Origin of the sequence: Segatella sinensis (assembly GCF_040095255.1) — a bacterium.
Classification (GTDB): domain Bacteria; phylum Bacteroidota; class Bacteroidia; order Bacteroidales; family Bacteroidaceae; genus Prevotella; species Prevotella sinensis.
Genome location: NZ_JBBNGE010000001.1, coordinates 39,054 through 53,172, shown reverse-complemented (window position 1 = coordinate 53,172; position 14,119 = coordinate 39,054). Strand labels below are relative to the sequence as shown.

The following is a 14,119-nucleotide window of genomic DNA, read 5'->3' as shown; positions in this document are numbered from 1 at the left end:
GTCCCTATCTTCGGGGCTTATTTTGATTCTAGAATCTTTGTGATCTCTGGAACGTAGTTGTCCAGATCGCCAGCTCCCAGAACGACGAGTACGTCGAAGTCACGTCTCTTCACCAGGCCGAGTACATCTTCCTTGTGAATCATGCTCTTCTCTACACCTGGTTTCAGGTTGTCGTAGATGAGCTTGGAGGTAACTCCTGGGATAGGCTGCTCGCGAGCAGGATAGATATCGCAGAGGATGACTTCATCGAGGAGACTCAGGCTGTTGGCAAAGTCCTTGTAGAAATCACGGGTGCGGGTATAGAGGTGAGGCTGGAAGATGGCTGTAATCTTGCGATTTTTGTAAAGCTCACGAATACTCTTTGCACTCTGGTAAATCTCTTTTGGATGATGAGCGTAGTCGGAAAGGAATACGAGCTTGTCGTTCTTGATCTTGAAGTCGAAGCGGCGGTCCACGCCTCCGTATGTCTTCATTCCGTTGCGAAGCTCATCGGCGGTACAACCATTCAGCTGTGCCATTGCCATTGCTGCCACACCATTTGTGATGTTGATTGGCACTGGCTGTCCGAGCTCTATGCCTGTAACGTTTTCGATAGGAGAGATGAAGTCGAATGTGATTCCGCCATTCTCTATCTTGATGTTCTCAGCGTGGAAGTCGCCTTCGTCCTGGCTGTATTCGTATATCTTGACGCCGTCCTGTACGTGCTGCTTCATCTCCAGGTCTTTGTGGATGATGAGCGCACCGCCCGGCTGAATCAATTCTGTATAGTGACGGAAGCTTTCGAGATAAGCCTCCTTGGTACCATAGATGTCGAGGTGATCAGGATCTGTAGATGTGATGACGCTCATCCATGGGCGCAACCAGTGGAAACTGCGGTCAAACTCATCTGCCTCGATGACTACGAAGTCGCTCTTGTCTGAGAGAATGTAGTTGGTGCCATAGTTCTTGGAGATTCCTCCGAGGAAGGCATTGCAGTCGAGATGGCTCTGGTGCATGATGTGGGCACACATGGTAGAAGTAGAAGTCTTGCCGTGTGTACCTGCCACGCACAGTCCCTTGTGGGTGCGGGTCAGAGTACCCAGAACCTGTGCACGCTTCTCGATGGTGAATCCATTCTCGCGGAAGTAAACCAGCTCCTTGTGCTCAGCAGGGATGGCTGGTGTATAGACAACCAGCGTGTTCTTGGCATCCTTGCAAGCCTCAGGGATGAGATCTACATTCTCTTCGTAGTGGATGAGCATTCCTTCTTTCTCCAACTCGTGAGTGAGATTGGAAGGAGTCTTGTCGTATCCGGCTACAACCAACTTCTTGCTGAGGAAGTATCTGGCGATGGCGCTCATACCGATGCCGCCTGCACCTACTAAATAAACTGCTTTAATATCCTTGATTTCCATTATCTTGTTGCTAATTTGATTACTTCGTCGGCGATGACGTCGGCTGAGTTCTTTAATCCTAATTTCTTGATGTTCTCACAGAGTGAGTTGAGTTTATCCTCGTTCTTGACAGTGTTGATGGCTTTCTGGAGCAATTCGTTTGGCGCATCAGCATCTTTCACGTAGATGGCTGCATCCTTGTTTACCAGTGCCATGGCATTCTTGGTCTGATGGTCTTCTGCCACGTTAGGGCTTGGGACGAGGATGACTGGCTTTCCGATGAGGCAGAACTCACTGATACTGCTGGCTCCGGCACGGCTGATCACGAGGTCGGCAGCCTTGTAAGCTGCGCCCATGTCGCTGATGAAGTCTGTAACCTTGAGCATTGGCAGTTCCTTGCCCTTGAGTTGCTCCATGATGGCTGCGTTGTAGTACTTACCTGTCTGCCAGATAAACTGCACGCCGCTTTCCTTCACGAGGTCGAGGTGCTGAAGCACGCTCTCGTTGATGGTTCTTGCACCGAGGCTTCCGCCCACGAGCAGGATGGTTTTCTTGTCAGGGTCGAGACCGAACTGCTTTCGTGCTTCTTCCTTGGTGAGGGTAGTCTCCAATACGTTCTGGCGTACTGGATTTCCCGTCATGATGATTTTGTCGGCAGGGAAGAAACGTTCCATTCCTTCGTAAGCCACGCATATCTTTTCTGCCTTCTTTGCCAGGAGCTTGTTGGTCACACCTGCGTATGAGTTCTGTTCCTGGATGAGGCATGGAATACCTTTGCTAGCGCAAACGTTGAGTGTAGGACCGCTGGCGTATCCGCCCACACCTACAGCAGCCATCGGCTTGAAATTCTTGATGATGCTCTTGGCCATGTGCTGGCTCTTCCATATCTTGAAGAGAACAGCGATGTTCTTGAGCAGATGCTTTCTGTCGAAACCGCAGATAGGCAATCCTTTAATTTCATAACCAGCTGCAGGAACACGCTGCATTTCCATTCTGCCGAGTGCTCCAACAAACAATATTTTGGCATCAGGGCGCTTTGCCTTGATGGCGTTTGCGATGGATACGGCAGGGAATATATGACCGCCTGTACCGCCTCCACTTATGATAATTCTCAGTTCATTATTCATAATCCATTCTTGTTTACGACCCGAGGGTCAACAATTTTCACGCAAAGGTAAGCAAAAAAATCCATTTAATGGCATTTTTTACCTTATTTATGATACTCTTTTGTTATGCAGCAGCAAATTTGTCAAAATTTGCTTCGTTTTGAGGCAAATCTTTCTTTTTTGCGGTTCTACTGATGCTTAAGATGATGCCCAGGTAGAGACAGTTGATGATGGTTGAGGTTCCACCTCGGCTGATGAGCGGAAGTGGCTGACCAGTAACCGGTGCCAAGCCCACAGCTACAGCCATGTTGAACAGTGCCTGGATAACCAGCATGATGGCAAGCCCCATGCACAGGAATGCTGGGAATGTGTTCTCACACCGGTTGGCGATTCGTCCGGCTCTGAAGAGCAGAATGATGTAGAGGAATGCCACAAAGAAGGCACCCCACAGTCCCATTTCCTCGATGATGATGGCGTAGATGAAGTCGGAGAAAGCTTGAGATAGGAAATCTCGTTCTACGGAGTTTCCCGGTCCCTTTCCCACGATATTCGATGAGGCGATGGCGATGTTGGCATGGGCCACCTGCGCATCCTTATCCAGATCCACGTCTTCCGGAGCCACTGGCTTGGAATTGATAAACTTGTCGATACGTGCTTTCCAGGTATCTGCTCGATGGAACATCTTCTCTGCCATACCTGGTGCTTCTTCCTTCTCGTTGATGTTCTCTGTGAGCGTATTTTCCGGCTTGTTTTCTCCGTTTTCCTTGTCTTCACCCACGATCATGACGCCGGCGAAGACAACGCAGATAAATATCAAGACGCTGCCCACGAGTTTGCCTATCTGACTCATAGGTACTCTTCCGATGATCATCATGCATAAGATGGTGATGCACAGAAGCATGGCTGTGGATAAGTTCTCAATTCCGATGAGGATGATAAACGGGCAGCAGGCCGTCAAGACATACTTGAAGGCTCTCCGTTCTGCACCATTCTGCGTCTGCATTGCACTGAGAATCTGTGCCACTACCAGCACCACCGCTCCCTTGGCTATTTCCGAAGGCTGAAACTGGATGCCCACCAGGTTAATCCAGCGGGATGCACCATTGGTGGATTGTCCCGCTATCAAAACCCAGATGAGTAAGCCCAGAGATGGAAATATCACAAAAGGAGTGACGATCTTGAAGTACTTACACTTAACCTTGAGCATACATATCATGGTGCCTAAGCCTAGAAAAAGGAGACCTATATGGCGTATTACCGGCGCCATATAGTTACCACTCTTGTACGACAAGGAGCTAGAGGCGGAATACACCTCTATGATGCTTATCATACAGAGAAAGAAGAAGACCATCCAGATGACCTTGTCTCCCTTGAATATGTTGCCTATGGTCTTATTGTTCATTTCTTAACTGTCCTATCTCTAAAATTATTATCACTTAAGTTCTTGCCAGATGAAAAGTTATTCACCGATGGCTCTTGCCAGGGCCTTGAACTGCTCGCCGCGGTCCTCCATGTTCTTGAAGAGGTCGAAGCTGGCGCAGCATGGGCTCAGTAATACGGTGTCGCCTGGCTTGGCAAGTTCCTGGCAGGCTGCCACGCAGTCTTTCATGCTGTGGGTGTCGCGAACAGGAATGCCCAGGGCGTCGAAGTTGTCGTGCAGCTTCTGGTTGTCGGCTCCGAGATATACGATACCAGCACACTTCTCCTTTACCAGGTCCTTGATCTGGTTGTAATCGTTGCCCTTGTCCTTACCACCGATGATGAGGATGGTAGGGGTTGTCATGCTCTCCAGAGCGTACCAGCAAGCATCCACATTGGTAGCCTTTGAGTCGTTTACATAGTAAACTCCCTTGAACTTGCCCACCTTCTCCAGTCGGTGCTCTACGCCTGGGAAGTCGCTGAGGCCCTTGTGTAGGGTCTCGTGGTCGATGCCAACGATGTTGCAGGCAAGTCCGGCTGCCAGGCTGTTGTAGATGTTGTGCTTGCCGCGTAGGCTCATGTCTGCCTGTGGCATCTCGAAGGCTGATGGGAAGTTGAGCTTGTACTTGCCGTCCTCGATGTAGCCCACGCATCCTTCCTCGTTGAATTCTGAGAATGGGCAGAGGTGTGACTTGAGGTCATACTTCTCCAGTTCCTTCTGCACGATAGGATCATCGTTCCAGAAGATGAAGCTGTCTTCCTCTGTCTGGTTCTGAGTGATGCGCATCTTGGCATCGGTATAGTTCTGCATCTTGAACTCGTAGCGGTCCAGATGGTCTGGAGTGATGTTGAGCAGGATTGCCACGTTGGCACGGAATTCGTACATGTTGTCAAGCTGGAAACTGCTCAGCTCGATGACGTAGTACTTATGAGGTGTCTCTGCCACCTGCAGCGCCAGACTCTTGCCGATATTGCCAGCCAGTCCTACATCGTAGCCAGCCGACTTGATGATGTGATAGATCAGCGAAGTAGTTGTGGTCTTGCCGTTGCTACCTGTGATGCAGATCATCTTGGCATCTGTATATCTGCCTGCAAATTCAATTTCGCTGATGATAGGAGTACCCTTTGCCATCAGTTTCTGAATCATAGGGGCTTCCTTAGGAATGCCCGGGCTCTTGATGACTTCATCAGCGTCTAAGATTTTCTCTTCAGTATGATGTCCCTCTTCCCACTCAATGCCGTGGTCGTCCATCAACTTCTTGTAGTTGTCCTTGATCTTAGACATGTCAGAGACAAATACCTCGAATCCCTCTTTTTTCGCCAGCACGGCAGCACCTGCGCCACTTTCGCCAGCTCCTAAAATTACAATTTTGCTCATTGTTGTATCTTTATCTTGTCAGGCTGATAAGAGCCTTTGTTTTATCTTATCTTCAATGTGATGATGGTGAGTGCTGCCAGGATGATGGTCACGATCCAGAAACGGATGGTAATCTTTGATTCGTGGTAGCAGTTGCGAGGCTTCTTCCACAGATACTTGCAGTCTGGATCCAGCTGGCTGTCCTGTGTGCGGAAGTTGTCGTGGATAGGCGTGCGCTTGAAGATGCGCTGCTTGATGCCTCTGTGCTTACCCAGCTTGTAGTAATATACCTGCATCATCACGCTGAGGCTCTCTACGAAGAAGATTCCGCAGAGGATAGGCAGCATCAGCTCCTTGTGGATGATGATGGCGCCCACGGCGATGATTCCGCCGATGGTGAGCGAACCGGTATCGCCCATGAACACCTGCGCAGGGTAGGCATTGTACCAGAGGAAGCCGATGAGGGCTCCGATAAAGGCACAGAAGAATACCACCAGCTCCTCGGAGCCAGGAATATACATGATGTTGAGGTAGGCGGCAAACTCGATGTGCGACGACACATACGCAAGAATGCCTAATGCCACACCTATGATGGCGGAGTTTCCGGCACACATTCCATCCATTCCATCGTTGAGGTTGGCACCGTTGGAAACGGCGGTAACCACGAAGATGGTCATGATTACAAAGAGAATCCAGCCTGCAGCCACCTTGTATTTGCCGCAGAAGCTGGTAATGTTGGAGTAATCCAGGTTGTGACCCTTGAAGAACGGAATCGTAGTCTTCAGCGATTTCCTTGCTTCTGTGCGGTGTTTCACCACGGTCTCCTGTCCCTGGCGTTCGATGGCGAGGTTCTCGTTCATCTTCACGTCAGGTGAAGCCCAGAGCACCAGACCTACGATGAGGCCTATGCCCACCTGTCCCACAATCTTGTACTTACCCTTCAAGCCTTCTTTGTCGCGCTTGAAAATCTTGATGAAGTCATCCATACCACCGAGGAAACCAAGCCAAACGGTGGTGATGATCATCAGGATCAGATAGATGTTGCGCAATCTGCCGAGCAGCAATACCGGTACGAGGATGGCTAGGATGATGATGACGCCACCCATGGATGGGACACCGATCTTCTTTATGCCGAATGGGTCGATGCTGGCATCGCGCTGGGTCTCGGTAATCTGCTTGCTCTTGAGGTACTTGATGAACTTCTCGCCAAACCATGCAGAGATGACGAGTGATAAAATCAGTGCGAGCAGGGCACGGAATGAAATGTAACCCCACATGTGGGAACCTGTAATGCCCCACTGCTCCAGAAATCTAAAAAGATAGTATAACATTTTTCTTCTTCTCTTTTTCTATTAGATGATAATACTACTTGTCGATACCGAAGATTTCGCGAAGCACTTCCTTGTCGTCAAAATGATGCTTCACGCCCTTGATCTCCTGGTAGTCTTCATGTCCCTTTCCGGCAACGAGGATTACATCGCCCTTCTTGGCCAGCATGCAGGCTGTGCGGATTGCTTCCTTGCGGTCAACGATGCTGATCACCGTCTTCATCTGCTGGGCGTTGAGACCAGCCAGCATATCGTTGATGATGTCCTGTGGCTCTTCGAAGCGAGGATTGTCGCTGGTGATGATAACCTTATCGCTCTGCTTAACTGCCTCTTGTGCCATCAACGGGCGCTTGCCCTTGTCACGGTTTCCACCGGCACCGCAGACGGTAATCACTTCGCCGCCCTTGCCGTCGAGAACTTCGTGAATGGCATTCAGTACGTTCTCCAATGCATCTGGTGTATGTGCATAGTCAACGATGGCTGTATAGCCTTCTGGCGACTGGATTGGCTCCAGTCGTCCGTTTACGCTGTGAAGGGTACTCATCACTACGAGTACATCCTCCGGCTTCTTGCCGAGCATGACGGCTGCACCATATACGGCAAGCAGATTGCTTACATTGAATTTTCCGATAAACTGTACGCCTACCTCTCTGCCATCTATCTCCAGATACATGCCGCCGAAGTGACACTCCAGGATCCTTGCCTTGAAGTCTGCCATAGAGCGGGTAGAGTAGGTCTTCACGGTAGCCTTGGTGTTCTGTACCATGATCATGCCGTTCTTGTCATCGGCATTGGTGATGGCGAAGGCAGTCTTAGGCAGACCGTCGAAGAAAGCCTTCTTGGCGTTGCGGTAGTTCTCGAATGTCTTGTGATAGTCGAGATGGTCGCGGGTGAGATTGGTGAACAGTCCGCCGGCAAACTCCAAACCGCCGATACGCTTCTGTGCGATGGCATGAGAAGAGCACTCCATGAAGGCGTATTCGCATCCTGCCTCTACCATCTTGCCCAGCAGCATGTTCAGCTCGATAGGGTCTGGGGTAGTGTGGTCGGCAGGAATTGCCTCGCCCTCAATGTAATTGCAGACGGTGGAGAGCAGGCCGCACTTATGTCCGAACTTGCGGAACATATTATATAATAAGGTGGCGATGGTAGTCTTGCCATTGGTGCCAGTCACGCCAACCAACTTCAGCTTCTTGGATGGATCACCATAGAAGAGTGTAGCCACTTTACCTACAGCATCTTCGGTAGATGCTACCTGAATGTAAGTTACGCCTTCGATTTTCTCCTCAGGCATATCCTCGCACAAAACCGACTTTGCGCCCAGGGTCAATGCCTTTGAAATAAACTGGTGGCCGTCAACCTGAGTGCCCTTGATAGCAACGAACAGGTGACCTTCCTTAATCTTTCGGGAGTCGATGTTTACGCCCGAAACCTCTACATCAGCATCACCGACAATCTGAATCGGCTCGATGTTTTTGAGTAATTCTTGTAACTTCATATTTAATATCTTTATGTATTTACACCTTTTATTATATATATTAGTTCAATTCGATGATACAGATGGAACCCTTCTTGGCCGGTGTTCCCGGCATGAGACTTTGCTTGATTACCTTGCCTCTGCCATGAATCCTGGTTCTGATTCCTCTGCTCTCCATGCAGAAGATAGCGTCTCTGGCTCCCATGCCTGTAATATCGGGCACGGTGCTTTTGCCGTATTGCTTCTCCTTGATGAGCTTGATACTTCTGCTTCCTATGCGTTCTGCCTTGCCCCAGATAGGATTGCCGTTGGCGTAGCTTCCACTCCAGTTGGTGTTGGTCTTGATGCCCAGATGGGTGAGTACGTAGTCGGCAGCCAGCACGTTTCCGTTCTTCACGTCCGGAACGAAGATGGAGGCTGAATCCTTGGCATCCTTCACGTCGAGTTTCAGGCTCTGTGCCATGATGCCTTCGGCAATGTCGTGGAATACCTTGCCACTCATGCTTCCGCCGGAAGCTGGCAAACCTGATTTCTGAATGCAGACGATACAGCTGTAGCGCGGATTGTCGGCAGGGAAGTAGCCGGCGAAGCTCACCAGATAGTTGGTAATGCCGCTCTTGTAACCGCCGGCTCCCTTGGAAACCTGAGCCGTACCGGTCTTTCCGGCAACCTTGAAGTTAGGCGAACCGGCTTTTTTGCCCAGTCCCAGGCTAACCACCTGTTCCAGGATGGTCTGCATCTTCTTGATGGATTGCGGTTTGGCTATCTGTGGGCGCATCACCTCTGGCGGAAACTCCATGATGGTTTCTCCGTTCTTCACTACCTTGCTCACGAATCTAGGACGCATCATCTTGCCGTTGTTGGCGATGGTGTTGTAGAAGGTGAGGGTAGAGATCGGTGGCACCTGCGTCTCGTATCCGATACTCATCCATGGCAAGCTGGTCTTTGCCCAGTTGTCATACTGTCCGTGGCTGTTTCTGTGCGGCATTCGGATTCGGGCAGGAGTAGCTCCCACCAGCGGAATCTTCAGGTCGTCGTGCAGACCGGTGCGATAGATGCCTTGTACGAATTTCTCCGGACAGTTGTGGTAGTGGTCGTCGATGATTCGGCTCACACCGATGTTAGAACTGTACCACAGTGTCTTTGCGAAGGTCAGCATTCCATATCCGCCCTTTCGCCAGTTATGGTCCTTCATATCTCGTCCGTACATCTGCCAGACACCACATCCCGTTTCCACGCGATAGGTAGTATCTACCACGCCATCATCGAGCGCTACGAGCAGCGAGGCTGGCTTGAATACCGAACCCGGCTCCAGAAGGTCGCTCACGGCATGGTTGTGAATCTCTCTGTATTCGCCATCGAAGCATTTTTCCATGTTTACAATGGCCTTGATGTCGCCGGTAGGCACATCCATCACGATGGCTACACCCACGTTGGCATTGATTTCCTTCAACTCTTCGATGAGTGAGCGCTCGGCAAGATCCTGCATGCTCACATCGATGGTGGTAACGATGTCGGCACCGTCGATAGGAGGGGTGTCGGTGATGTCGAGGAACTTGTTGCGCACCTTGCGGCGATGCACGATACCATTGGTTCCGCGCAGGATGGAGTCATAGCTCAGCTCCAGTCCGAATCTGGCGGTATCCTTGGCACCAAACATGGCTCCGATGGTTCTTCCTGCCAGCGAACCGTAGGTGCGGGTGCGGGCATTGTATTCCTCCCAGTGGAATCCGCTCTTGTAGGGAGTGAGGCGGAAAATTGGCAGCGCCTTCACCTCGGTGAAGGTGTTATAGTCGATACGACTTCCATATACCGCCCAGTGGCGGCTCTTCTTGCCACGTCCCTCTATGAGATGGCGCTTGAATTCCTCTGCTGTCTTCTCCGGGAATATCTTGTGGAGTCCCTGGCAGATGGAATCCTGCTTGGCATCCCAAAGCGAGTCGTTGCCGGCTTCGGTCAGCGCCTTGAAGTCCATGAATACCTTGAACTCTGGCAGCGAACTTGCCATCAGCTGTCCTGCGCAGCTCAGGATGTTGCCTCGGTTAGGCTTCACGGTCACGGAGTCTCTCTTCTGTCGCTCGGCAACCTGCATCCAGTAGTCGTGCTTAGCCGTCATGATGTAGAGTGCTTTTCCTACGATGGCGGTGGCAATCAGGGTCATGATGATGGCGATGGCACTATAGCGCGGCATTATTTTCTTATGCTCAAACTTGCTCATTCTTCTGGTACGTTTATGATGTAGGGAGGTTGTGTAGCGATGTGCAGGGTGCTGTCCTTGCTGTGCTTCAGCATGTTGAGCACATTGCTTTCACGACTCTTCTCTGTTATCTGACTGCTGGTTGACAGTGCTCTGTATTTCGTGTCTTGCAGCTCTTTTTGCAGTTGGTCCAATTCGATGAGGTCCTTCTGGATGCTGTATCGGTTGGATATGTAGATAATGATGAAAAACACGATGAGCATGAACAGCCATATCTGCTTTCTGATGATTTGTGCGGTGAGGATGTCACCACCCAGAATCTTGCGCAGTGTGAAGCTGGCAGATCCCGATTCTTCCTCCTCGATGGCCTGCTTGGCAATCACTTCCTTGAGCGAAGCCTGCGGAGCCGGTTTGGGAGTTTCCGGCTGCGCCTTCTGCTTTTCAGTAGTCGGTGCTTTCTCCTTGGTCTTTGCCGACTCAGAAACCTGCGTCTTCTGCTCTTCAGCCGGGATGCTTGTTTCTGGTTTTTCTTTATCTTGTTTCATTTTCTATTGCATTACATGATTGCAGTTACATGATAATCTCATTTACTCTATTTCTTTTCTGCGATTCTCAACTTGGCGCTGCGGCTTCTCGGGTTTCTCTCCTGCTCATCGGTATTTGGTATGATTACCTTGTTGTTGACGAGCTTGAAAGGCGTCTCGATTCTTCCGAAGAAGTCCTGTTCTACCTTGCCCTCTGGATTGCCCGCCTTCATCATGTTCTTCACGATGCGGTCTTCCAGTGAGTGATAGGTAATCACCGAGAGTCTTCCTCCCGGCTTGAGTAGTTCGGTGGCAGAGCGGAGCATTTCTTTCAGGGCATCCATCTCGTGATTCACCTCTATGCGCAGTGCCTGGAAGAGCTTGGCCATCTCCTTTTTCTCCCGCTCTCGCTTGAAGAGGGGTTCCACGGCAGCCATGAAGTCCTTGGTGGTCTTGATAGGGCTTGCGGCTCTTGCCTTGACCAGCGCTGAAGCGATGCGTCGGGAATTCTTCAGTTCGCCGTAGAGATAGAAGATGTCGGCAAGAGCCTCTTCCTCGTATTCGTTCACGATGTCGGCAGCAGTCTTCCCGGCTCTCTTGTTCATGCGCATGTCGAGAGGAGCATCAAAGCGGAAGGAGAATCCGCGGGTCTCGTCGTCGAAATGATGACTCGATACACCGAGGTCGGCGAGTAGTCCGTCCAGTCCCTCCACGCCATAGTATCTCATCCAGTTCTTCAGGTATCTGAAGTTGGAGCATACGAAGGTGAAGTTGGGATTTGCCACCACGTTGCGCTCGGCATCAGCGTCCTGGTCGAAGCTGTAGAGATGTGCTCCCTCGCTTAGGCGGGAGATAATCTCCCTGGAATGTCCTCCACCGCCGAAGGTAACATCTACATAGATGCCGCCTGGCTGGATGTTGAGTCCGTCAACGCTCTCTTTGAGGAGCACGGGTACGTGATATGTTTCTGCTGTCTTGATCATTCTTCTTGATTCTTTTTCTTTTGTAAGTTACTTATTTTTAACTTGTTTCTTTCACGTGCATGTACTTATATACAGCGCGTATGTACCTATTTAATAGGAATTCGGCTTCAAAGGTACATAAAAATCCTCACATAGCTCCATGTTTCCCCACAAATTTTATGAAACGGGCGCAAAAAAATGATTTTTTTCATTTTTACGCTCCTTATTCGCTGGTATCTGGTAATTCGCGAAAAACGATGTTTTTTGTCTTGATTTCTCCCGAAAAGGTGGAAAAATGCACTATTTTTTAGCTTTATTGATAATTTTTCGGGAAAAATGACTCATATTTAAAAAAGAAAAACTAACTTTGCAGGAACTTATTAGGTTTACTGAAAATGAGTGGTTCAATAGAGAAAACGATAGACATAGAAAAGATACTGAAGAACAAGATGGGGAGCAAAGCTAAATTTGTTCCCGGATTCCTCGTGTCTTGGCTAAAAAAGATTATACACGAAGACGAAGTGAACAAGTTCTTGTGGGAAAGCCGAAACCTCTCCGGTACGGAGTGGCTTACAGAATGCGTGCGCTATCTGAAGATGGATGTAGAAATCGTAGGCTTGGAGAATTTGCCGGATAAGAATGATGGCAAGCTCTATACTTTCGTGTCTAATCATCCGTTGGGTGGACAGGACGGCGTGTGCCTCGGCTCCATCATCGGAACGCATTATGATGGTAAGTTCCGCTATCTGGTAAACGATCTGCTGCTCAATCTCCCGGGCTTGAAGCCGGTGAGCATCGGTATCAACAAGACCGGCCGACAGAGCCGTGACTTCCCTCGCATGGTAGAGGCTGGATTCCAGAGTGACAACCACATGCTGATGTTCCCTGCGGGATTGAACAGCCGCAAGCAGCCTGATGGCAGCATTCGCGATTTGCCTTGGAAGAAGACTTTCATCTCCAAGAGTGTGGAATATCAGCGTGATGTGGTGCCTATCCATTTCGGTGGGCAGAACTCCGAACGGTTCTATCGCATCGCCAGGTTCAGCGACAAGCATCTGCCTTTCAACCTTGCCATGATGTTCCTCGTGGATGAGATGTACAAGAATGTGGGCAAGCATTTCCGCATCGCCATAGGCAAGCCGATTCCCTGGCAGACTTTCGATCACAGCAAGTCGGCTACAGAGTGGGCACAATATGTGAAGGACAGGGTTTACGAACTCTAGTGAGAACCCTTTTACAGTGAGCAATCATAGAAAAAGTAAGAGAAATAGAACAAGATAATTATCGATATTATATAGAGAATTATGGAAGAAGAAATCATCCAACCGATTGACCGCGAACTGCTGAAGAGCGAGTTGACTCCCGAGAAGCAGCTTCGTATGACCAACAAGAGTCATAACGAAATCTATATCGTTACGGCTAATGATTCGCCAAATGTATTGAAGGAAATTGGTCGCCTTCGTGAAATCGCTTTCCGCGAAGCAGGTGGTGGAACGGGTAAATCGATGGACCTTGACGAATTCGACTTCGGTGACAACTGCTACAAGCAGCTTATTGTCTGGAATCCAGATGCTAACGAGATTATCGGTGGCTACCGTTATCTCTTGGGCAAGGATTGGGAACTTGATGAAAAGGGGCAGCCTAAGCTTGCAACCAGTCACATGTTCCACTTTTCAGACAAGTTCCTGAAGGAATACATGCCATATACTGTGGAGCTGGGCCGTTCGTTCGTCTCTCTCGAGTATCAGAATGTGCGCAAGAATACCAAGAGTATCTTTGCTCTCGACAATCTCTGGGACGGATTGGGTGCCCTTACCGTGCTCTATCCGGATGTAAAGTATTTCTTCGGCAAGATGACGATGTATCCTTCTTACATCCGTCGTGGCCGCGATATGATTCTCTACTTCCTCAAGAAGCATTTTGATGACAAGGAGAACCTGGTGATTCCGATGAAGCCATTGAAGTTGGAAACTCCTGAGAGCGAGATGGCAGCTATCTTCACGGAAGATGATTTCCGTGCCGACTATCGCATTCTGAATCATGAGATTCGCCAGCTCGGTTTCAATATTCCTCCTCTGGTGAATGCCTACATGAACCTCAGTCCTACCATGAAGCTCTTTGGTACAGCCATCAATTATGGCTTCGGCGATGTAGAGGAGACGGGCATTCTCATTGCCGTGGATGAAATCCTGGAGGAGAAGCGTATCCGCCATATCAACAGCTTTATTGAGGAGCATCCTGAGGCGCTGAAGATTACAAGCGGTGCCAACAAGATTTTCTACAAGGAAAAAGAATAGTATTTTACTCTTCACTCTTCACGGATGTGGTTTAACGGTCTATTAGTTAGGTGGTTATAGCGGTGAAGAGTGGAGACCC

11 protein-coding genes are annotated in these 14,119 nt (G+C 49.7%); 2 read left to right on the top strand and 9 right to left on the bottom strand.

Going from position 1 to position 14,119, the window contains the following annotated elements; all coding sequences use genetic code 11:
• Positions 1 to 17: 17 nt before the first annotated feature.
• From murC to rsmH, 9 genes are all read right to left on the bottom strand, one after another.
• Complete coding sequence (gene murC / locus AAAT87_RS00190; protein ID WP_349225291.1) at positions 18 to 1,394, bottom strand: UDP-N-acetylmuramate--L-alanine ligase; 1,377 nt, start codon at positions 1,392 to 1,394, stop codon at positions 18 to 20.
• Positions 1,394 to 2,500 carry an undecaprenyldiphospho-muramoylpentapeptide beta-N-acetylglucosaminyltransferase gene (murG, locus tag AAAT87_RS00185; protein ID WP_117662444.1) on the bottom strand — a complete coding sequence of 369 codons (1,107 nt, stop codon included), beginning with the start codon at positions 2,498 to 2,500 and terminating at the stop codon, positions 1,394 to 1,396. The genes murC and murG overlap by 1 nt, the downstream gene beginning before the upstream one ends.
• A 103-nt stretch (positions 2,501 to 2,603) precedes the next feature.
• Complete coding sequence (locus tag AAAT87_RS00180) at positions 2,604 to 3,881, bottom strand: FtsW/RodA/SpoVE family cell cycle protein (protein ID WP_295023584.1); 1,278 nt, start codon at positions 3,879 to 3,881, stop codon at positions 2,604 to 2,606.
• Between the two features lie 57 nt (positions 3,882 to 3,938).
• A complete protein-coding gene (murD, locus tag AAAT87_RS00175) occupies positions 3,939 to 5,276 on the bottom strand; it encodes a UDP-N-acetylmuramoyl-L-alanine--D-glutamate ligase (protein ID WP_349225290.1) in 1,338 nt (445 codons plus the stop codon).
• Between the two features lie 41 nt (positions 5,277 to 5,317).
• On the bottom strand, positions 5,318 to 6,586 hold the full coding sequence (gene mraY / locus AAAT87_RS00170) for a phospho-N-acetylmuramoyl-pentapeptide-transferase (RefSeq protein ID WP_349225289.1): 1,269 nt from the start codon (positions 6,584 to 6,586) through the stop codon (positions 5,318 to 5,320).
• Positions 6,587 to 6,620: 34 nt separating this feature from the next.
• Positions 6,621 to 8,081: a UDP-N-acetylmuramoyl-L-alanyl-D-glutamate--2,6-diaminopimelate ligase gene (locus AAAT87_RS00165; protein ID WP_295023578.1), complete on the bottom strand. Its 1,461-nt coding sequence runs from the start codon at positions 8,079 to 8,081 to the stop codon at positions 6,621 to 6,623.
• A 40-nt stretch (positions 8,082 to 8,121) separates the two neighbouring features.
• Complete coding sequence (locus AAAT87_RS00160; protein ID WP_349225288.1) at positions 8,122 to 10,278, bottom strand: penicillin-binding transpeptidase domain-containing protein; 2,157 nt, start codon at positions 10,276 to 10,278, stop codon at positions 8,122 to 8,124.
• On the bottom strand, positions 10,275 to 10,802 hold the full coding sequence (locus tag AAAT87_RS00155) for an FtsL-like putative cell division protein (protein ID WP_295023574.1): 528 nt from the start codon (positions 10,800 to 10,802) through the stop codon (positions 10,275 to 10,277). The genes AAAT87_RS00160 and AAAT87_RS00155 overlap by 4 nt, the downstream gene beginning before the upstream one ends.
• A gap of 47 nt (positions 10,803 to 10,849) precedes the next feature.
• Positions 10,850 to 11,764 carry a 16S rRNA (cytosine(1402)-N(4))-methyltransferase RsmH gene (rsmH, locus tag AAAT87_RS00150; RefSeq protein WP_349225287.1) on the bottom strand — a complete coding sequence of 305 codons (915 nt, stop codon included), beginning with the start codon at positions 11,762 to 11,764 and terminating at the stop codon, positions 10,850 to 10,852.
• 374 nt (positions 11,765 to 12,138) lie between these two features.
• On the opposite strand from rsmH, the gene glsA reads away from it, so the two are divergent.
• On the top strand, positions 12,139 to 12,966 hold the full coding sequence (gene glsA, locus AAAT87_RS00145) for a lyso-glycine lipid O-acyltransferase GlsA (protein ID WP_089544078.1): 828 nt from the start codon (positions 12,139 to 12,141) through the stop codon (positions 12,964 to 12,966).
• 81 nt (positions 12,967 to 13,047) lie between these two features.
• A complete protein-coding gene (gene glsB / locus AAAT87_RS00140) occupies positions 13,048 to 14,040 on the top strand; it encodes a glycine N(alpha)-acyltransferase GlsB (protein WP_089544077.1) in 993 nt (330 codons plus the stop codon).
• Positions 14,041 to 14,119: the final 79 nt, after the last annotated feature.